Genomic DNA, 18402 nt, shown 5'->3' with positions numbered 1-18402 from the left:
CGAACATGAGGAAGTATATTTCCGCTAAGTATAGTTCCTCATAAAGGGAGTGCGCGGTTCGAGTGCTCGCGGGCGCGTATCGCCGCTCCACGCGGGTCGGTGAGTGGACAGGCTTCGCCTCTTGTGCAGCCCTTGCGGAATGCCCGTCGATGGAAAGCAGAAGAGGCCCTGACCGTGGAACGGTCAGGGCCTCTTCTTGTGTCTCAACCAACACGTCGGGGTGACAGGATTTGAACCTGCGACCTCTTCGTCCCGAACGAAGCGCGCTACCAAGCTGCGCCACACCCCGTGAAGCGAACCTGCAGTAGCTTACAACAGGGAAGGTCCAGACGTTAAACCCGCAGGTCAGTCAGGTTCCGTGGGGGCGGATGCTGGCGAATATGCGGCGGGCGGTGTCGGGGTCGACGGCCTTGGGGACGCCGGTGTCGGCGGCGATGACCATGACAAAACTACCGGTTTCGGCGGTGGTGGCGAAAGTGTAGACGGAGTACTCGGTGGCGCAGCCAGGTTTGGCGTCGGTGATGGCGCCCCTGGTCTCGACGAATACGCCGTGGCGGCTTCCGTCGAGGGAATCCAGTGGTTGGGCCGGGCCGGGGGTGCCGCCGCTGGGAGAGTTGGGGTAGGCGGCTTTGGCCGTGCGGGTGCCGAGCTGTGTCGCGGCGGCGGCGGAATCGGCGTCGTCGGTGCCGGTGAGGAAGGAGACCGTTCGCGTCGAGCCGGGGCAGTAGTTCTTGCCCTCGGTGGCGTAGCCCTTGCCGCCGACCGAATGCGGCGCAGTGCCGAAACCGCCCGAATGTTCGGGGGCGGACACGGTCCAATCCGCGGGCACGTCGTAGGCCGCGCCACTGTCGGGGGCGACCACCACCTGGTAGCCGGGAACCACCGGCGTCTCGTTGCTGACGGCGGCCGCGGCCTTGGGGCTCGTGGCCGGTCTGAGCGAAGTGGTCAGCGCGCTGACCAGGCCCGGCGTCGGATCATTGCTGCCGGGGTCGCCGCCGCGCTTTCCGGCCGCCGTCGCTAGTCCCACCCCGGCGACCAGTAGCGCTACCGCCACACCGGCGGCGAGTACGAGCCGTCGCCTGTGTCGCCTCGGCCGCTGGATCGAGTCGGACGGAAAAGCGTGCGCCCCGAACCGCCACTCGTCGAATTCGCCCCGGGTGGTACCGAATCCGTAGTGGGCCGGGGGAATCGAGCCGGACGAAGGTGGGGCCGCGACCGTCTGGACGGAACTTCCAGCCGACTGGTGGATCATCCCGAATGGGCTGTGCCCCCGCTGATCCGTGGCGAACGCCCGTCCGGGCGAGGCATGCCCGCCGACGACGTTCCCGTGCGGCACAGCGCTCACCGGAGGCGGTAGGTCCACCGGCGTCCCGAACGGGCTTCTCGAATCGACGGCCCCGGGTGCGTGCACGGGTAGACCGAAAGCCGTGTCGCCGTAAGCCTTCGCCTCGGCACCGGCGGTCGGTGCGGTCTGCGCGTGGCTGTCGACGGCCGAATCCAGCCGTCCCCCAACGGGTACCGTGCGTATATCCGCGCCGGACGCAGGTCTGCCCGCGCCGCCGCTCACCACGGCGCCCCACCGACGGCCTCGGCCGTGACGAAGAGCGCTCTACCCCTGGAAAGTCTCACGTTCGTCGTTCCCCTGCTCCGACATCAAGTCTCGGCACGCGACCTTACAGCGTTCGTCCCCGTCGACGCACCCCGCGCCGAACGCCCGCCCCTGTTCGGCGCGTTTCAGCGCGCGACGGCCTCGGAGGTCGAAATCCCGTGGTCGGTCGCGGCGTTGGGGCGCTTCGGCGGTGCGGCGACCAGGGTGAGCAGGGTCGCCTCGGGACGGCAGCAGAAGCGGTAGGGGGCCCACGGCGACGTGCCGATACCCGCGGAGACGTGCAGTTGGGTGTGTTCGCCCCACTGCGACGGGCCCTTCACCCGGGATTTGTCGATACCGCAATTGGTCACGAGCGCGCCGTAACCGGGCAGTACCAGCTGGCCGCCGTGGGTGTGACCCGCCATGACGAGGTCGTAGCCGTCGGCGGCGAAACGATCGAGCACGCGGGGCTCGGGCGAATGCGTCAGGCCGATACGAAGATCGGCGAGCGGATTGGGAGCCCCGGCCACGGTGTCGTAGCGGTCGCGCTGCAGATGCGGGTCGTCGACGCCCGCGGTGGCGATGCGGATTCCCGAAACCTCGAGATCGCGCCGCACGTGGGTGAGGTCGAGCCAGCCACGTTCGGTGAAGACGGCGCGCAGATCCTTCCACGGCAGCGGGGCGCCGTAGACACGACGATGGTTCTTGTTGAAGTACTTCGCGGGGTTCTTGGGCACCGGCGCGAAGTAGTCGTTGCTGCCGAACACGAAAAGACCGGGGCGGGAAAGTAATCCGCCGAGCGCTTGGACCACCGCGGGCACCGATTTCAGATGCGAGAGGTTGTCGCCGGTGTTGACGACCAGATCCGGTTCCAGCCGGTCGAGCTCACGCAGCCACTGCTGCTTGAGTTTCTGCCCCGGCATCATGTGCAGGTCGCTGATGTGCAACACCCGTAGGCTCGACGAACCGGGTTGCAGAACCGGCATCGTCGCCTCGCGCAGGATGAACGCGTTGCGTTCGACGAGGGAGGCGTAGCCGACTCCGGCCACCGCGGCTCCGACAGCGCCCAGCGCGGTACGGCGGACAACGGAAGTCGAGATTACGGGCATTTGCCCAGCATAGGTGAGCCCGGCGCGGAACGCCGAGTGTGTTTCGGCACGGTGTCGCATTTGCCCGGTCCGACCTGTGCCCGCGACACCGTGCCCGGCGCTAAATATGTGGGCGGTGCAGGGACGACCGGCTACGGTTGGGCCCATGTCGGAACTCAAAGCGAGGCTGCGGACGGATATGACCGCCGCGATGAAAGCCAAGGACAAATTGCGCTTGGCCACGTTGCGCATGCTGCTGGCCGCGATCCAGACCGCCGAGGTCGCGGGTTCGCAGTCGCGCGAACTCTCCGACGCCGAGGTCGTCTCCGTGTTGCAGAAGGAGGCGAAGAAGCGCAGCGAGGCCGCCGAGGTCTTCACGCAGGCCGGGCGTGGCGAGCTGGCGGCGAACGAGCACGCCGAGGCCAGGATCATCGACGACTATCTGCCGACCCAGCTCACCGAAGCCGAGGTCGCCGATATCGCCGACACGGCGATCGCCCAGATCGCCGAGCAGAACGGCGAACGTCCGGGCATGCGGCAGATGGGACAGGTCATGAAGATCGCCACCGCGCTCGCCGAGGGCAAAGCCGATGGTTCGCGCCTGTCGGCCGCGGTAAAAGCCAGGCTCTGAGCAACCCGAGAACCGGCGAAGCTCACGCCGGCCCCGGTCTAGGCTGGCCGGTTCGCGGCCGTCTTGCTGGTCAGCGTCCGAAGCGTATGCGCCGGAGGCGCGAGTCTCGGACGCTGACCAGCAAGACAAAGGGGCCGCGAACCACGCCGCGCCCGCGCGGCCGAATTACAGCTACCTCGGCCACCAGGGCGGTAGCGGAAGTCCGGGCGGTAGCGCGGGCGGTGCCGGGGCCCCCGGTGTCGGCCCCGACGGTGCGGGCGCCGCGCGTTGGGTGCCGTCGCTGATGTAGATCGTGACCACCGAGCCGGGAATGGCCGACCCGTTGGGCGCGCTGCTCATGACGCTGCCCTTGGGCAGCGAGCCGTTGCCGTTCACCGCCTGCACCTGGAATCCCGCCGCGACCAGCGCGGCGGTCGCCTCGCCCTGCGGCATGCCGGTGACGTCGGGAACCTGTGCCTGATTCGAGCCGCGGACGTATTTGTCGTCCAGTGGCGGCAGTACCGGCGCCGGGAATTTCTCGACCACCGGTTTGATCGCGTTGAACCAGGTGCGGGCGGGTTCGTTACCGCCGAACAGGTCACCGCTGCCGCAGCTGCGCAGCGGGAACGAGCAGATCTCGCCCGGCGTCGGGCTGTCACCGTAGACGTAGGCGGCGCCCGCGAGCGAGTTGGTGAATCCGAGGAATGCCGAGGAACGGTGGCTTTCGGTGGTTCCCGTCTTACCGGCCAGCGGCCAGGTCCAGCCGGTGGCCCGCGCCGCGCCCGCGGCGGTGCCGCTGGTGTCGTCCTTGCTCATCGCGTTGGCGAGGGTGTTCGCCAGACCCGGCTCGACGACCTGCTCGCAGGCCTGCTGGGTCAGCGGAACCTGCTTGCCGCCACGATCGATGACCTCTTTGATCGGCGACGGCGGGCACCACCGGCCGCCGGAGGCCAGCGTCGCGGCCACATTGGACAGTTCGAGCGGGTTGATCGCCACCGGGCCGAGGGTGAACGAGCCGAGGTTCTGCTCCTTCACCATGTCGGCGAGGCTCTGGTTGCCGTGACCGGAACTTCCGGCCTCGGTGAACGAGCGCATGCCCAGCCGGACGGCCATGTCGACGGTCGGCGTCACGCCGACGGCCTGGATGAGTTTGACGAACGCGGTGTTCGGCGAGGTCGCCAGTGCCTCGGTCACCGACATCGGCGACTTGTACTTGCCCGCGTTCTCGACGCAGTAGGTGGCGGGCGGGCAGCCGCGCGCACCGCCGTTGCCCAGGCCCTTGGCGTCGAAGCGGCCGGGGACGTCGAGTTCGGCGTTGATCCCCATACCCTTCTCCATGGCCGCGGCCGTGGTGAAGACCTTGAAGATCGAGCCGGCGCCGTCGCCGACCATCGAATAGGGCTGCGGCTGCACCGTCTCGTTGGCGTCGCGGTTGAGTCCGTAGGTCCGGCTGCTGCCCATGGCGACGAGCGGATGGGAGTCCGCGCCGGGCGCGATGATCGACATGACCTCGGCGATGTCGTCGAGGTTGGGATTGGCGGCCTCGGCCAACGAACGCTGCACCGAATCCTGCACGGCCGGGTCGAGGGTGGTCTTGATCAGATAGCCGCCCTTGTCGATCTGTTCGCGGCTGATTCCGGCGTTGGCCAGGTATTGCAGCGCGTAGTCGCAGAAGAAGCCGCGATCCTTGGCCGCGATGCAGCCGCGCGGCAGGCCCTTGGGCTCGGGCAGCACGCCGAGCGGCTCGGCCTTGGCCCTGCGGAACTCGTCCGCGCGGTTGGGGATGTTCTGGATCATGGTGTCCAGCACGGTGTTGCGGCGGGCGAGCACGCCCTCGGTATTGGTGTAGGGGTTCAGCTTGGAGCTGGACTGCACCATGCCCGCCAGCATCGCGGCCTGCCCGACCTTGAGGTCGGCGGCGTCGACGCCGAAGTAGGTCTGCGCCGCGTCCTGGATGCCGTAGGAGGAGTTACCGAACGGCACCAGGTTCAGGTACCTGGTGAGGATCTCCTCTTTGGTGAGTTCGCGGTCCAGCGTCAGCGCCATCCGGATCTCGCGGATCTTGCGGGCCGGGGTGGTCTCGATGGCCGCGCGGCGTTCGGCGTCGGTCTTGGCGACGACGAGCAGCTGGAAGTTCTTGACGTACTGCTGGTCCAGGGTGGACGCGCCCTGCTGGACCTCGCCGCTGCTGGTGTTGGTGAGGAACGCGCGAAGCGTGCCCTGCCAGTCGACGCCCTCGTGTTCGGAGAACCGTCGGTCCTCGATGGACACGATCGCCAACTTCATGTCGTTGGAGATCTTGTCGCTCGGGACTTCGAACCGGCGCTGCTCGTACAGCCAGGCAATCGGCGCACCCGTCGAGTCGACCATGGTCGAGACCGCGGGGACGGTGCCCTCGACCAGCTCGGAGGAGACATTGTCGACGGCGTCGGCGGCACGGTTGGAGACGAATCCGAAACCGCCCGCGAGCGGGAACAAGAGACCGGCGACGAGCACTGCGGCCAACGCGCAGCTGCCAGCCAGCTTCGCGAGCGTATGTGTGATCGGCACGGGTCCCAGACTACGGGGTTCGCTCGCCACCGCTCGCACGAGTGTTTGCCGGTTCTCGGGGAATTCCCGATATCGCGATAACGGATGGGCGTGTCGCGTTCTCGACCTCGGCGTGTCGCGGGCCGGGGAACCGCGTGGCGAGCCGACCGACCGGTTCTCTACCACGGCCCGCAGGGACGCACGTACCAGTAAAACTCGAGACGGTCTTGCGCTGAGCCCATACCTTTACCTAGATTGAGAACCCAGTGTGATAGAGCTAACACTCAAAGTGGAATGTGGTGCAGTTCGCAGCGGGGTACGGGTTGCTGCGAGGCTGTCACGCGATTCTGGAGCGCCGATGACCCGGTGTTCGGACTGCAAAGGGGCACACCAAATGCACATGACAACCCCCATCGCTCGATTGGACGTGGAGCAGGCCGAAGCGAGAATCGCCTGGGTAGCCCAGGCTCGATGCAAGGAAGTAGACCCCGATCAGCTGTTCGTCCGTGGTGCGGCGCAGCGCAAGGCCGCGACGATCTGCAGGCACTGCCCGGTGCTCATGCAGTGCGGCGCCGACGCCCTCGACAATCGTGTCGAGTTCGGGGTGTGGGGTGGCATGACGGAAAGACAGCGGCGTGCGCTGCTGAAACAACATCCCGAGGTGACGTCGTGGGCCGATTTCTTCCAGGCCCAGCGGCAGCATCAAATTGCGATGTAAAGGGGAACCCGGATATCGGAACGAGCCCGCCGCCGCGGGCTCGTTCTCGTTCGCGGCTATAGCGATCGCGCCTTAGTGGATAGCGGTGTCCGGTTCGAATCCGGCTGATTCGGGGGCGGTTCCGGTCAACTGATCGCCGACCGCGCGCAGCGCGCGCAGGTCCGAGACCTCGAACGGCAACGCCGTCACGGCGACGATCGGCACCCGGGGATGCGCGCCGGTGAACCGGTGCAGCAGGTGCTGTTCGCGCTTGGAAGTCGTCACCCGCTGCGCGTGGATGCGCAGCACCGCGGCGGTGACCGAACCGATGGTGTCCGGTTCGGTCGTCGCGATCTGATCGGCGGCGGTGAGCGCCCGTTCTGCGGGAAGGCCCGCGCACAGCGCGGGGTGTGTCCGGTTCAGTACGAGACCGGCCAGCGGCATGTGCTCGGTGGACAGGCGGTCGACGAAGAACGAGGCCTCGCGCAGCGCGTCGGGTTCCGGGGCGGCGATCACCAGGAAGTGGGTGCCTGGTTTCGAGAGCATCGCGTAGGTCCGGTCCGCGCGATCCTGGAATCCGCCGAACAGCGATTCCAGCGATTGCAGGAAATTCGACGCGTCCTTGAGCAGTTGACCGCCGACGATGGTCGAGACACCGCGCATCGCCAGGCTCATCGCCCCGGTGACGAAGCGGCCGACCCCGCGCCCCGGCGCCATGATCAGGCGAATCATCTTGCCGTTGAGGAAATTACCGAGACGTTTGGGCGCGTCGAGGAAGTCGAGCGCGTTACGCGAGGGCGGGGTGTCGACGACGATCAGATCCCATTCGCGCCGTCCGGCCAGTTGGCCGAGTTTCTCCATCGCCATGTACTCCTGTGTGCCGCCGAAGGAGGACGCGAGGGTCTGGTAGATCGGGTTGGCGAATATCTGTTCGGCCTTGTCCGGGCTGGTGTGCTCGAGCACCATGTCGTCGAAGGTGCGACGCATGTTCAGCATCATCGCGTGCAGTTCGCCCTCGACCTCGGGGCCGAGTTCGACCCGCTGCGGGGAGTTGTCCAGGTCGGCGACGCCGAGTGACTGGGCCAGTCGACGCGCCGGATCGATGGTGAGCACGACCACCTTGCGGCCCCGCTCGGCCGCGCGCAGGGCGATCGCCGCGGCCGTGGTCGTCTTGCCGACGCCGCCCGACCCGCAGCAGACCACGACACGGGCGGTGCGGTCATCGATGATCGCCGAGATGTCGAGCGGTACGGGGACTGCCGAGCTGGTCATCAACGGACTCCCTGCGTGCTCAGGTGCTCGGCCAGTTCGTAGAGGCCGCCCAGGTCCATGCCGTCGGCGAGGGCGGGCAGATACAGCTGGGACACGTCGACTCCGCGCAATTCCTCGGCGCTGGAGTCCTGGGCCTGCAATGTCGCGGCGTGCTCACGGGTCTCGGTGACCAGGCCGCGGAAATCGGCATCGGACAGGGTTATCCCGGCCTTCGCGAGTTCGGCGGCGATCGCCTCGGTGTCGATATCGCCCGCGGCCGCGCGGTCACGAATGTCGGTAGGCAGGAAACCCTCGCTCGCGCGATTCACGATCACGGTGCCGATCCGCAGGTCGTTCGCGGTGAGTTCGGCGACGGCGTCGGCGGTTTCCTGCACGGGTAGCGCCTCGAGCAGGGTGACCAGATGGATGAGGGTCTGATCCGAATGCAGCAGCCGGGAGACACCGTCGGCCTGCGAGGCGATCGGACCGCCCTTGGCGATCTCGCCCATCGCCTGGGTGACATCGAGGAAACTAGCGATGCGTCCGGTCGGCGGGGCGTCGACGACCACCTCGTCGTAGATCCGTTTCCCCGCCTTGTCGGTGCGGACCGCGCATTCCTTGATCTTTCCCGTCACGATCACATCGCGCAGTCCCGGCGCGATCGTGGTGACGAATTCGATCGCGCCCATTCGGCGCATCGCGCGTCCGGCGAATCCGAGGTTGTAGAACATGTCGAGATATTCGAGAAACGCGTGCTCGATATCGAGTGCGAGCGCGACCACTTCGCCGCCGCCGTCCGCGGCGGCGATCCTGGTCTCGGTCGGCGGCAGCGGCGGCAGGTCGAACAGCTGCGCGATGGACTGCCTGCTCTCGACCTCGACCAGCAGTACCCGCCTGCCACCGGCGGCGAGTGCGAGTGCCAATGCGCCGGCGACCGTGGACTTCCCCGTTCCGCCTTTTCCGGAGACGAAATGCAGGCGCGCGGTCTCGGCGCGCTCGGGCCACCCCGTCTCCCGCGCAGGCTCTGCCGAAATAGGCACTGCTGTTGGTACTCCCACGAGCGCGAGCCTATAACCCGTACGAGAGGTCCGCCCCGGGGATCCGGTTGACGCGAGGATTTGCGGCCGTTCTGTATCAGACACCGGGGATGCGCCGACGTCACAGGGCAGCGCGCTAGTCTCACCGGTATGAGTGATGTGACCCTGTGGGAGTACGCGACCGTGCCGCTGCTGACGCACGCGACCAAGCAGATTCTCGACCAGTGGGGCGCCGACGGCTGGGAACTGGTGAGCGTGCTTCCCGGCCCCACCGGTGAGCAGCATGTCGCGTACCTGAAGCGTCCGAGGCAGTAGGCCGTGTCCGCCGAAGCCGCCACCCCGTGGCAGAAGAATCTGGACCGGCTCGGGTTGACGCTGCCCGCGGTCGTGCCGCCGGTCGCCGCGTACATCCCGGCCGTGCGCACCGGTTCGCTGGTCTACACCTCGGGCCAGCTGCCCTTCGTCGACGGACAGCTCTCGGCGACGGGTAAAGCGGGCGCCGAGGTCTCCCTCGAACAGGCCGCAGAGGCGGCACGGCTGTGCGCGCTCAACGCGCTGGCCGCGGTGCACGATCTGGTCGGACTCGACAATGTGGTGCGCATCGTGAAGGTCGTCGGATTCGTCGCGTCGGCGCCGGGGTTCAGCGATCAGCCCCTCGTCATCAACGGCGCGTCGGAATTCCTCGGCGAGGTCTTCGGGGACGCCGGTGTGCACGCGCGTTCGGCCGTCGGTGTGTCCGAACTTCCCAGGAATACCCCGGTCGAAGTCGAACTCATCGCCGAGGTGCGCTAGACACGGTGGTGGACAACGTCTCCCGATCCGATGGGATAAACCGATGACGCTGACACATCCCGCATACGGGCAGCTGCGGCAGGTGACGCCGACAGCGGCGGTCCTGCTGGCCGACAATCCCGGCCAGATGACCCTCGACGGCACCAACACCTGGATCCTGCGCGGAGCGGGATCGTCGGATTTCGTCGTCGTCGATCCCGGTCCGGAAGATCACGCGCACAGCGAGGACATCGCCAGGGTCACCGGCGGCAACGTCGCGCTCACCCTGATCACCCACCGCCACCATGATCACACCGGCGGTATCGATCGTCTGGTCGAACTCACCGGCAGCCCGGTCCGCGCCACCGACCCCGCGTTCCTGCGGGGTTCCTCGGAGCCGCTGGCCGACGGTGAGGTGATCGAGGCCGCCGGCCTGTCCATCGATGTGCTCGCCACCCCGGGCCACACCGGTGACTCGGTGAGTTTCGTCCTGGAGGACGCGGTCCTGACCGGCGACACCATCCTCGGCAGCGGCACCACGGTGCTCGATTCCACCGACGGCACCCTGGCCGACTATCTCGCCTCGCTGGACCGGCTGGTCGCGACGGGCGCGGGCCGGGCCCTGTTGCCCGCGCACGGGCCCGACCATCCGGATCTGGAGCCGATCACCCGGTACTACATCGGGCACCGGCACGAACGGCTGGAGCAGGTCCGCGCGGCACTGCGCGAACTCGGTCCGGACGCGGACACGATGGAGGTGGTCCGCAAGGTCTACGCCGACGTGGACGAGCGACTGTGGCTCGCGGCGAGCAGTTCGGTGCGCGCCCAGCTGGAGTACCTGCGTACGAACGGCTAGGGCGCACGTAGGAACACGACGAACCCGCCGACCCGGCGGAGCCCCCGGGTCGGCGGGTTTTTCGTCTATGTCTTAGCGCGCGCGCCGAGCGAGACGCTCGGAGTCGGAGATCAGCACGCTCTTGCCCTCCAGTCGCAGCCAGCCGCGATGCGCGAAATCGGCCAGAGCCTTGTTCACGGTCTCGCGGGAGGCGCCGACCAACTGGGCGATCTCCTCCTGGGTGAGGTCGTGGGTGACGCGCAGCGCACCCGCTTCCTGCGTGCCGAACCGCTGAGCGAGCTGCAACAGCGCCTTGGCGACCCGGCCGGGAACATCGGTGAAGATGAGGTCGGCCAGGTTGTTGTTGGTGCGACGCAGACGCCGGGCCAGTACCCGGAGCAGCTGTTCGGCGATCTCGGGCCGCTGATCGATCCAGGCCTTGAGGGCGTCCCGATCCATCGTGACGGCCCTGACCTCGGTGACGGTCGTCGCGGTCGAGGTACGGGGACCCGGGTCGAAGATCGACAACTCACCGAACATGTCCGAAGGACCCATGATGGTCAGCAGGTTTTCCCGGCCGTCGGGGCTGCGGCGGCCGATCTTCACCTTGCCGGTCGTGATGATGTACAGCCGATCACCGGGTTCGCCCTCGTTGAAGATGATGTGTCCGCGTGGAAAATCCACAGGCTGCAGCTGTTTGGCGAGTGCCGCCACCGCGGTGGGCTCTACGCCTTGGAAGATGCCTGCTCTGGCGAGGGCCTCGTCCACGAATGTGCTCCTTAGGGAAATGGCTCTGTCCTGGACCGAAGCGAATCGGCCAACAGCGGAGTCTACGCGGAGTTGGGATCGCCTAGTGACAGACACCACGTAACGACTGGGTTGCGCGGCGTGGCCGATATGAGTGAGGGGCTGTCGGGTCGGTGGTCGGCGCGGCTCAGCTCGCCCGCGCGACATCCAATTCTTCACCTCTCGACCGGCGCTTGCGCATCCGGGCCACCGCCGCGGGCAGCCCGAGCTTGGTCAGCTCCTTGACCTCGGCGTTGCTTGCTTTGTCCAAGTACTGCTGAACCTCGGGTTCGGGTTCGAGAAGTTTGCGGAGCCGATTCTCGACCCGCTCCATGAGCAGTGCGAACAGCATCAACACCACTGGGAAGAGCACCACAGCGAGTCCTTGCATAGCGAGGAGTAAACACGGTCCAGGTCTCAGATGGAACACGGGCACCGATCTGGGCGGGATAGGCCCCGGTCGGGTTCCGTATGGTGGACGAGTGCGTGCCACCCCTTCCACCGCCGATGCCGGCGGGCCTGCGCCCGCCGCCGAGGCGACCGATCCGCAACCCGCGGCGGCGGTGGCCCCCAAACGCAAAACCCGGTCGCGACAAGCGGAAACCCCTCTCGGTCTGGTGCGGAGGGCGCGGCGGATGAACCGCACCCTCGCTCGCGCCTTCCCGGACGCGCACTGCGAGTTGGACTTCACGACTCCGCTCGAATTGGCCGTCGCGACAATACTTTCCGCGCAATGCACCGACGTTCGCGTGAATATGACCACCCCCGCGCTGTTCGCCCGCTACCCGGACGCGCGCGCATATGCCGAGGCCAACCGTGCCGAGATGGAGGAATACATCCGGCCGACGGGCTTCTACCGCAACAAGACGAATTCGCTCATCGGTCTCGGTCGGGCACTGCTGGAACATCACGATGGTGAATTGCCTCACACCATGGACGAATTGGTGAAGTTGCCGGGCATCGGGCGCAAAACCGCCAACGTCATCCTCGGCAACGCCTTCGACGTTCCCGGTATCACCGTCGACACCCACTTCGGCCGCCTGGTGCGCCGCTGGCAGTGGACCGACGAGGAGGATCCGGTCAAGGTCGAACACATCGTCGGCGGACTGATCGAACGCAAGGAATGGACCCTGCTGTCGCATCGGGTGATCTTCCACGGCAGACGGGTGTGCCACGCCCGCAAACCCGCCTGCGGGGTCTGTGTCCTGGCGGCGGACTGCCCCTCGTTCGGAGCCGGACCGACCGATCCCGAGGCGGCCGCCGAGCTGGTGAAGGGACCCGAGCGCGAACACCTGCTGGGAATGGTCGGCCTGTGACACGGCTGCCGGTCGCCGCGCGACTAGGGCTGGCCGGACTGATCATCGTCGTCGCGCTCGCCGTCGCCCTGTGGCCACGCGATGGGAACGATTCGGCGCCGGAACCGCACGTCCACCCCAATTCGCTGGTCACCCGGCAACTCCGTGAGGAAGCCGGACTCGCGCCGTGTCCGGTCCAGGACACGACCTCCCGACCGGGGGCCGAGACCGCCCGACCGCTCGCGGCGATCGCCCTGACCTGCCTCGCCGACGGACAGCCCGTCGACCTGGTCACCGCACTCGCGGGCAAACCCGCGCTGCTCAACCTGTGGGCGTACTGGTGCGGACCCTGCGCACAGGAGTTGCCATATCTGCAGCAGTACGCGCAGCGGGCGGGGAACGCGATTACCGTGCTGACTGTGCACAGCGATCCCGATGAGGACAAGGCGCTGTCCCGGCTGGCGGGACTCGATGTGACCCTGCCCGGCGTTCTCGATCCGGACGCCGCCGTGCGCACCGCCGTCGGCGCACCTTCGGTGCTGCCGATCTCGGTGCTGCTTCGCGCGGACGGATCCGTCGCGGACGTGGTCGTGCGGTCGTTCACCGGGGTCGACGACATCACTGATACCGTCGCGGCACGCTTGGGGGTCAGGGCGTGACCGTGGGTATGGGTCACGGCGTGACCGTGGGTACGAGTCACGGCGTGACAGCGGGGATCTCGCAGCGACTGTTGCGGGCGACGAGATCGTTTGCGGAGGTGATGGTGCGCACGTTCACCGGGGCCGGCACGGCCGAGGGGGAGGCATGACGACGTCGACTCCCGCCGACATCCCTCGGTGGTTGCGTTTCGCCACCGAACCCGGCGCAAGCGATGCCGCCGAAACCCTCTCGCTGGCGCGCGCCATCCGCCGTGCCGCGACGATCTCGGGCGAACCGCGACAGGCGGCGGTGCTGGTCCTTTTCGGCGGCTCGGCCGACGGTGATCCGAGCGGACCCGGTGGACTCCCCGCCGACGCCGACGTGCTGCTGACCCAGCGCGCGTCCACCATGCGCCAGCATCGCGGGCAGGTCGCCTTCCCCGGCGGTGCGGTAGACCACGACGACAGCGGTCCGGTCGCCACCGCGCTGCGCGAGGCGGGCGAGGAGACCGGTCTCGACCCCGCCGGTGTCGAACCCATCGTCGTCCTGCCGAAATTGTTCGTGCCGCCGTCGCGTTTCGATGTGAGCCCGGTGGTCGCCTACTGGCGCGCGCCGAGCGAGGTGCGCGTGGTCGATCAGAGCGAGACCGAGCGGGTGGTGCGCGTTCCGCTCGCCGAACTGCTCGACCCGGCCAACCGGTTCCTCGTCCGCGGCCCGCTCGGCTATCAGAGTCCGGCGTTCCAGGTCGACGGTCTGCTGGTGTGGGGACTCACCGGCGGCATACTCGCCGGACTCTTCGGATCCTCGGGCTGGGAACCGGAATGGGATCGTGACGACGTGCGTGATCTCGAAAGCTCGCTCGCCGCCGTGGGAATGACGTTATGAGTTCATCGGCTTGGCTCGATATCGCCGTGATCCTGCTCGCTCTGCTCGCCGCGTCCTCCGGATGGCGGCAGGGCGCGGTCGCCTCGGCCCTCGCTTTCCTCGGCGTGGTGCTCGGCGCGGTCGCGGGCATCCTGATCGCCCCGCACATCCTGGTCCACGTCGACGCGGGCCGCAGGCGTGTGCTCACCGGGGTGCTGCTCATCGTGCTGCTGGTGATCGTCGGCGAGGTCGCGGGAATGGTGCTCGGCCGCGCCGCCCGCGGCAGCATGCGGCATCCGTTCACCCGCAGCGTGGACAGCGTGGTCGGCGCCGGACTCCAAGCCGTCGCGGTGCTCGTCACCGCGTGGCTGCTCGCGCTGCCGCTGGCGACCTCGTCGCAGCCCGCGATCGCCACCGCGATCAACGGCTCCAAGGTGCTGACCGACGTCAACCAGGTCGCGCCGAACTGGCTGCGCAAGGTGCCCAACGAATTCTCCAGACTGCTCAACACCTCGGGGCTGCCCGATGTCATCGGGCCGTTCGGGCGCGCGCCCATCGCGGCCGTCGAGCCGCCCGATCCGAGCGTGCTCGCCAGCCCCGTCGCGGCCTCGTTGCAGCAGAGCGTGATCCGCATCCGCGGCGTCGCGCCGAGTTGCCAGCGGGCGCTGGAGGGTTCGGGTTTCGTGATCGCGCCGGAACGGGTGATGACCAACGCCCACGTCGTCGCGGGTACGACCAGCGTCGCGGTGGACACCGCTCGCGGCCCGCTCAACGCGACCGTGGTGCTGTTCGATCCGTCCAAGGACGTCGCGGTCCTCGAGGTACCGGGGCTGACCGCGCCGGTCGTGCCACAGGCGCCGGAACCCGCCAAATCGGGGGAGAGCGCGATCGTGCTCGGCTACCCCGGCGGCGGCCCGTACACGGCCAGTGCGGCCAGGGTTCGCGAGACCTTGGATCTGACCGGTCCGACGATCTATCGCAACGGCACCGTGGAACGCGAGGTCTACACCGTGCGCGGACTCGTACGCGCGGGTAATTCCGGCGGTCCGCTCGTCGATACCGAGGGCCAGGTGCTCGGCATGGTGTTCGGCGCCGCCGTCACCGACGACGACACCGGTTACGTGCTGACCCTGGCGGAGGTCCGTCCCGACCTGGAGGCCGCGATCGGCGCGAGCACGCCGATCGATACGGGTGCCTGCGTGCTGAGCTGATCCGAACGGATCGGCTCAGCCGAGGAATTTGGCCAGTTCGGCCGTCACCACGTCCGGATTCTCCTGATGCGCGAAATGCCCCGCGTCGGGGACGGTGACCAGGCGACGCCGCGGTGACCACTGCTGTCCGCGATGGAACGTCGAGCGCAGCAGATAGGTGTCCGATTCGCCGCGCAGGGCGAGAACAGGGATGTGGATGGGATCGCGCATGGTCGCCATGAATCGGCGTCCGTCCGGTCGCCACTGGCTGCGGAAGGCCCAGCGTTGATATTCCAGCGCGCAGTGCGCGACGCCGGGTATCCGGATCGCCGAGCGCATCCGTCGCGCGGTGTCGACGAATTCGGAGGTCCCTGCCCACTCGGCGCTGGTGCGCTGCCGCAGCAGTCGTTCCACTTCGAACCCGTCCGCGGCGGTGAGCAGATTCTCCGGATACCTCGGCAATTGGTAGCGCAGGAAATTCGGCAGCCAGGTCGAGCGCTGGTGAGCGTCGCGCAGGACCGCGGCCTTGAGCGCCGCCGGATGCGGTGAGCTGACCAGCGCGATCGAGGTGACCAGTCGCGGATGCAGCACCGCCGTCGTCCAGCAGACCAGTCCGCCCTCGGCATGCCCGACCAGGGTCGCCTCGGTATGACCCAGTGACCTGACCAGTCCGGCGACATCACCGGCCAGCGTCCAGCCGTCGTATCCGCGCGGCGGTTTGTCGCTGTCGCCGTAGCCGCGCAGATCCACCGCCACGACCCGATATCCGAGATCGGCGAGATCGGTCAACTGGTGCCGCCACGACCACCAGAAATCGGCGAAACCGTGCAGCAGCACCACCAGCCCGGCGTCCTGGCGTTCCGGCGTCGCCTCGACCACGTGGAAGCGGATGCCGTTGGCTCGAACATCCCGGTGCGTCCACGGGCCGTCGTAGCGGACGGTGGACGGATCGGGAATGAGGTTCGACGACACGCCGACCGAGCCTAGTGCGCGCGAAGCGTAGGTGCGCGCGGTGGGCGCGCGGTGCGTGTTTCGCCCGTACACCGGCGGGGCCGCTACTTCTTCAGGGCGAGATGCTCCTCGTGCGCGGACCCGCCGAATCCGCTCGGCAGCACGGTGCGCGCCTGCTTGAGCGAATCGATGGTCTTCTCGGGCGCGCGCAACTTCTTGACCCGGCGATAGCCGAGGAAGGCGAGTACGGCCGTCGCCAGCACCATCAGCAGGAACACGATGAGGAACGCCGCCCAGCGCTGCAACCAGACATCGAGCAGCTCACCGAGGAAGAAGAAAAAGAAAAAGGAGCTGAACAGCAGCACGGTCAGCGCGAGGATGAAGTAGACGCTGCCCTGCAGCCCCTTCTTGATCTCGCCGGTCACCTCGGCCTTGGCCAGTTCCACTTCGGCCCGAACGAGCGTCGACATCTGCTCGGTGGCGTCGCGGACCAGGCTGCCGAAGCTCGCCGACCCGATCGGGTTGGCATCGGTCAAGGGGATGGAGGTCAGTGTCCGGTGCTCCGCATCGGTGCCATTGCCACGCTGTGACCCATGAGCGCTGCCACGCTGTGACCCATTACCGCCTTGGGTGAAACTCACTTGGTCGACCCTTCTCCCTGTCCCGGCACTGCCTCGACTCCATTCGATCCATGGCGTTCGCGCGGCGCTTCGGCTCGCGCCGTCGCCTACTCCGGTTCTAGCGCATCTGCGTCGCGCCGTGCCTGGTGGACACGCCCACGCCGCAACAGTAGCGCCGAACCCGCGAGAGACGCCGCCATCGACGTCACCAACACCGCGGCCTTCGCCAATTCCTCGGCGGAGCCGTCGCCGATATCGCCCAGCGCGAGCTCCGCCACAAGAAGGCTAACGGTGAACCCGATCGCGCCGAGCACCGACAGGGCGAACATATCCCGGTAGCCGAGCCCGGCGGGCCGCTTCGCCACACCCAACCGGATTGCCACCCAGCTGATCCCGAAGATGCCGATCGTCTTGCCGAGCAGCAGGCCGAGGATGATGGCGAGCGAGAGGCGGTCGGTGAACAGTTCGCCGAAAACCTCCGCGTTGAGCGGAACACCCGAGGCGAACAGGGCGAACAGCGGGACGCACAGCCCCGCCGACACCGGTTGGACCAGGTGTTCCAGCCGGGTCGCCGGCGCCTGCTCCTCGTCCGGATCCGGCCGCACCCGGGTCAGCAGGCCGAGTGCGACACCGGCCAGCGTCGGATGGATTCCCGCTTCGTGCAGCGCGTACCAACTCAGCAGGGCCAGTGGGACGTACACGAGCGGGGTGCGGATCCGGCGGTGCTGCGCCAGCGCCCACGCGCCACAGCAGGCCACCGCCGCGAGCAACCACAGCATCGACAGGGTGGCGGTGAACAGCACCGCGATCAGGATGATGGCGACGAGATCGTCGACGACGGCGAGACTCAACAGGAATACCCGGGCGCTCGCCGGGATTCGCGATCCGGTCATGGCCAGAACCGCCAGGGCGAACGCGATATCGGTCGCGACCGGTATCGCCCATCCGCGATCCATTCCGGGAACGCCGTGCCCGACGGTGAACGCGATGAGCGCGGGGGTGACCACCCCGCCGAGCGCCGCGATGATCGGCAGCGCGGCGCGTTTGGGGTCGGCGAGTTCACCGACCGCGAGTTCGCGTTTGAGTTCGAGTCCGGCCACGAAGAAGAAGACGGCCAGCAAACCATCCTTGGTCCAGTCTGCCAGGGTCAGTTCCAGGTGCAGGTGCCCGATCGACAGCACCGTCTCGGTCATGGTGACGTAGCTGTCGCCCCAGGGGGAGTTGACCCACAGCAAAGCGATCGCAGCGGCCGCCAGAAGGAGTGTGCCGCCGACGGTTTCGGTCCGCAGGTAGCGGGTGAGTTCCGAACGGACTCGAGTGATCACAGGTAACCTTCCGCGGGGTCGTCCGAGCTGCGGACACGTGACCCGCCGAATCGATCACCGGGTATTCGCCCGCATGCCGACCAGACTTCCCGGCACACCTCGGGCAAGCCTAACGGACGCGGCGGCTGACTCGGCTCGCCACCCGCCGCGTCCGGGTCGGATCAGGCGCGGTCCGCGCGGATCGCCTCGAAGACGGTGGGGTCGACGAGGGTGGAGGTGTCGCCGAGTTCACGTCCTTCGGCGATGTCGCGCAGGAGTCGGCGCATGATTTTGCCGCTGCGGGTTTTGGGGAGTTCGGGGACGATGTGGATGTCGCGGGGTCGGGC

At 67.7% G+C, this 18402-nt stretch carries 19 protein-coding genes and 1 tRNA gene; 9 read left to right on the top strand and 11 right to left on the bottom strand.

Annotated elements, in window-relative coordinates:
• Positions 1-215 precede the first annotated feature (215 nt).
• The 3 genes from DAT37_RS00820 to DAT37_RS00810 form a co-directional block, all read right to left on the bottom strand.
• Positions 216-289, bottom strand: a tRNA-Pro gene (locus DAT37_RS00820).
• A 60-nt stretch (positions 290-349) separates the two neighbouring features.
• Entirely contained in the window at positions 350-1054 is a 705-nt protein-coding gene (locus tag DAT37_RS43760) for a hypothetical protein (RefSeq protein WP_157978231.1), read from the bottom strand.
• A gap of 680 nt (positions 1055-1734) precedes the next feature.
• A complete protein-coding gene (locus tag DAT37_RS00810; protein ID WP_109522722.1) occupies positions 1735-2697 on the bottom strand; it encodes a metallophosphoesterase in 963 nt (320 codons plus the stop codon).
• Positions 2698-2842: 145 nt separating this feature from the next.
• On the opposite strand from DAT37_RS00810, the gene DAT37_RS00805 reads away from it, so the two are divergent.
• A complete protein-coding gene (locus DAT37_RS00805) occupies positions 2843-3307 on the top strand; it encodes a GatB/YqeY domain-containing protein (RefSeq protein WP_109522721.1) in 465 nt (154 codons plus the stop codon).
• Between the two features lie 171 nt (positions 3308-3478).
• Here DAT37_RS00805 and DAT37_RS00800 read toward each other — a convergent pair whose 3' ends face one another.
• Positions 3479-5836: a penicillin-binding protein gene (locus DAT37_RS00800; protein WP_109522720.1), complete on the bottom strand. Its 2358-nt coding sequence runs from the start codon at positions 5834-5836 to the stop codon at positions 3479-3481.
• Positions 5837-6209: 373 nt separating this feature from the next.
• Between DAT37_RS00800 and DAT37_RS00795 the strand changes: the two genes are divergently transcribed.
• Positions 6210-6533 (top strand): WhiB family transcriptional regulator, encoded by a 324-nt coding sequence (locus DAT37_RS00795; RefSeq protein ID WP_054816825.1) that lies wholly within the window; start codon positions 6210-6212, stop codon positions 6531-6533.
• 72 nt (positions 6534-6605) lie between these two features.
• Here DAT37_RS00795 and DAT37_RS00790 read toward each other — a convergent pair whose 3' ends face one another.
• A complete protein-coding gene (locus DAT37_RS00790) occupies positions 6606-7784 on the bottom strand; it encodes an ArsA family ATPase (protein ID WP_109522719.1) in 1179 nt (392 codons plus the stop codon).
• A complete protein-coding gene (locus DAT37_RS00785) occupies positions 7784-8803 on the bottom strand; it encodes an ArsA-related P-loop ATPase (RefSeq protein ID WP_109522718.1) in 1020 nt (339 codons plus the stop codon). The genes DAT37_RS00790 and DAT37_RS00785 overlap by 1 nt, the downstream gene beginning before the upstream one ends.
• A 147-nt stretch (positions 8804-8950) precedes the next feature.
• Here DAT37_RS00785 and DAT37_RS00780 point away from each other — a divergent pair, with 147 nt between their 5' ends.
• Genes DAT37_RS00780 through DAT37_RS00770 form a run of 3 tightly spaced genes read left to right on the top strand, consistent with a single transcriptional unit; the run spans position 8951 to position 10427 of the window.
• Positions 8951-9115: a DUF4177 domain-containing protein gene (locus tag DAT37_RS00780; RefSeq protein WP_109522717.1), complete on the top strand. Its 165-nt coding sequence runs from the start codon at positions 8951-8953 to the stop codon at positions 9113-9115.
• A gap of 3 nt (positions 9116-9118) precedes the next feature.
• Positions 9119-9592 (top strand): RidA family protein, encoded by a 474-nt coding sequence (locus DAT37_RS00775; RefSeq protein WP_109522716.1) that lies wholly within the window; start codon positions 9119-9121, stop codon positions 9590-9592.
• Between the two features lie 43 nt (positions 9593-9635).
• The gene (locus tag DAT37_RS00770) at positions 9636-10427 is read left to right on the top strand and encodes an MBL fold metallo-hydrolase (RefSeq protein WP_109522715.1); all 792 of its coding nucleotides are present in this window, start codon (positions 9636-9638) and stop codon (positions 10425-10427) included.
• Between the two features lie 72 nt (positions 10428-10499).
• Here the strand turns inward: DAT37_RS00770 and DAT37_RS00765 are convergent, their stop codons facing one another.
• Together DAT37_RS00765 and DAT37_RS00760 are read right to left on the bottom strand one after the other, a co-directional pair.
• Complete coding sequence (locus tag DAT37_RS00765; RefSeq protein WP_067648128.1) at positions 10500-11174, bottom strand: Crp/Fnr family transcriptional regulator; 675 nt, start codon at positions 11172-11174, stop codon at positions 10500-10502.
• Positions 11175-11340: 166 nt separating this feature from the next.
• Positions 11341-11568: a hypothetical protein gene (locus tag DAT37_RS00760; protein WP_109523190.1), complete on the bottom strand. Its 228-nt coding sequence runs from the start codon at positions 11566-11568 to the stop codon at positions 11341-11343.
• A gap of 187 nt (positions 11569-11755) precedes the next feature.
• On the opposite strand from DAT37_RS00760, the gene nth reads away from it, so the two are divergent.
• The 4 genes from nth (at position 11756) to DAT37_RS00740 (ending at position 15201) form a co-directional block, all read left to right on the top strand.
• Positions 11756-12508 carry an endonuclease III gene (gene nth / locus DAT37_RS00755; RefSeq protein WP_232839480.1) on the top strand — a complete coding sequence of 251 codons (753 nt, stop codon included), beginning with the start codon at positions 11756-11758 and terminating at the stop codon, positions 12506-12508.
• Complete coding sequence (locus DAT37_RS00750; RefSeq protein ID WP_408637352.1) at positions 12505-13146, top strand: TlpA family protein disulfide reductase; 642 nt, start codon at positions 12505-12507, stop codon at positions 13144-13146. The genes nth and DAT37_RS00750 overlap by 4 nt, the downstream gene beginning before the upstream one ends.
• Before the next feature lie 145 nt (positions 13147-13291).
• The gene (locus DAT37_RS00745; protein WP_109522714.1) at positions 13292-14011 is read left to right on the top strand and encodes an NUDIX hydrolase; all 720 of its coding nucleotides are present in this window, start codon (positions 13292-13294) and stop codon (positions 14009-14011) included.
• Positions 14008-15201: a MarP family serine protease gene (locus tag DAT37_RS00740; RefSeq protein WP_109522713.1), complete on the top strand. Its 1194-nt coding sequence runs from the start codon at positions 14008-14010 to the stop codon at positions 15199-15201. Before DAT37_RS00745 ends, DAT37_RS00740 begins: the two co-directional genes overlap by 4 nt.
• A gap of 15 nt (positions 15202-15216) precedes the next feature.
• Here DAT37_RS00740 and DAT37_RS00735 read toward each other — a convergent pair whose 3' ends face one another.
• The 3 genes from DAT37_RS00735 to nhaA form a co-directional block, all read right to left on the bottom strand.
• Positions 15217-16152, bottom strand: a complete 936-nt coding sequence (locus tag DAT37_RS00735; protein ID WP_109523187.1) for an alpha/beta fold hydrolase — start codon at positions 16150-16152, stop codon at positions 15217-15219.
• Between the two features lie 83 nt (positions 16153-16235).
• A complete protein-coding gene (locus DAT37_RS00730) occupies positions 16236-16772 on the bottom strand; it encodes a phage holin family protein (protein WP_109522712.1) in 537 nt (178 codons plus the stop codon).
• An 86-nt stretch (positions 16773-16858) separates the two neighbouring features.
• A complete protein-coding gene (gene nhaA / locus DAT37_RS00725; protein WP_109522711.1) occupies positions 16859-18076 on the bottom strand; it encodes a Na+/H+ antiporter NhaA in 1218 nt (405 codons plus the stop codon).
• Positions 18077-18402: the final 326 nt, after the last annotated feature.

The organism is Nocardia aurea, assembly GCF_003123685.1.
In the GTDB taxonomy this organism is placed as follows: domain Bacteria; phylum Actinomycetota; class Actinomycetes; order Mycobacteriales; family Mycobacteriaceae; genus Nocardia; species Nocardia aurea.
This window is presented reverse-complemented; position numbering and strand designations above follow the sequence as displayed.

What these genes read in the sequence shown, in the direction of transcription:
- DAT37_RS00770 (WP_109522715.1), top strand. Translation starts at nt 9,636, where the DNA reads ATGACGCTGACACATCCCGCATACGGGCAGCTGCGGCAGGTGACGCCG.
- DAT37_RS00795 (WP_054816825.1), top strand. Translation starts at nt 6,210, where the DNA reads ATGCACATGACAACCCCCATCGCTCGATTGGACGTGGAGCAGGCCGAA.
- DAT37_RS00740 (WP_109522713.1), top strand. Translation starts at nt 14,008, where the DNA reads ATGAGTTCATCGGCTTGGCTCGATATCGCCGTGATCCTGCTCGCTCTG.
- DAT37_RS00745 (WP_109522714.1), top strand. Translation starts at nt 13,292, where the DNA reads ATGACGACGTCGACTCCCGCCGACATCCCTCGGTGGTTGCGTTTCGCC.
- DAT37_RS00790 (WP_109522719.1), bottom strand. Translation starts at nt 7,784, where the DNA reads ATGACCAGCTCGGCAGTCCCCGTACCGCTCGACATCTCGGCGATCATC.
- DAT37_RS00810 (WP_109522722.1), bottom strand. Translation starts at nt 2,697, where the DNA reads ATGCCCGTAATCTCGACTTCCGTTGTCCGCCGTACCGCGCTGGGCGCT.
- DAT37_RS00805 (WP_109522721.1), top strand. Translation starts at nt 2,843, where the DNA reads ATGTCGGAACTCAAAGCGAGGCTGCGGACGGATATGACCGCCGCGATG.
- DAT37_RS00780 (WP_109522717.1), top strand. Translation starts at nt 8,951, where the DNA reads ATGAGTGATGTGACCCTGTGGGAGTACGCGACCGTGCCGCTGCTGACG.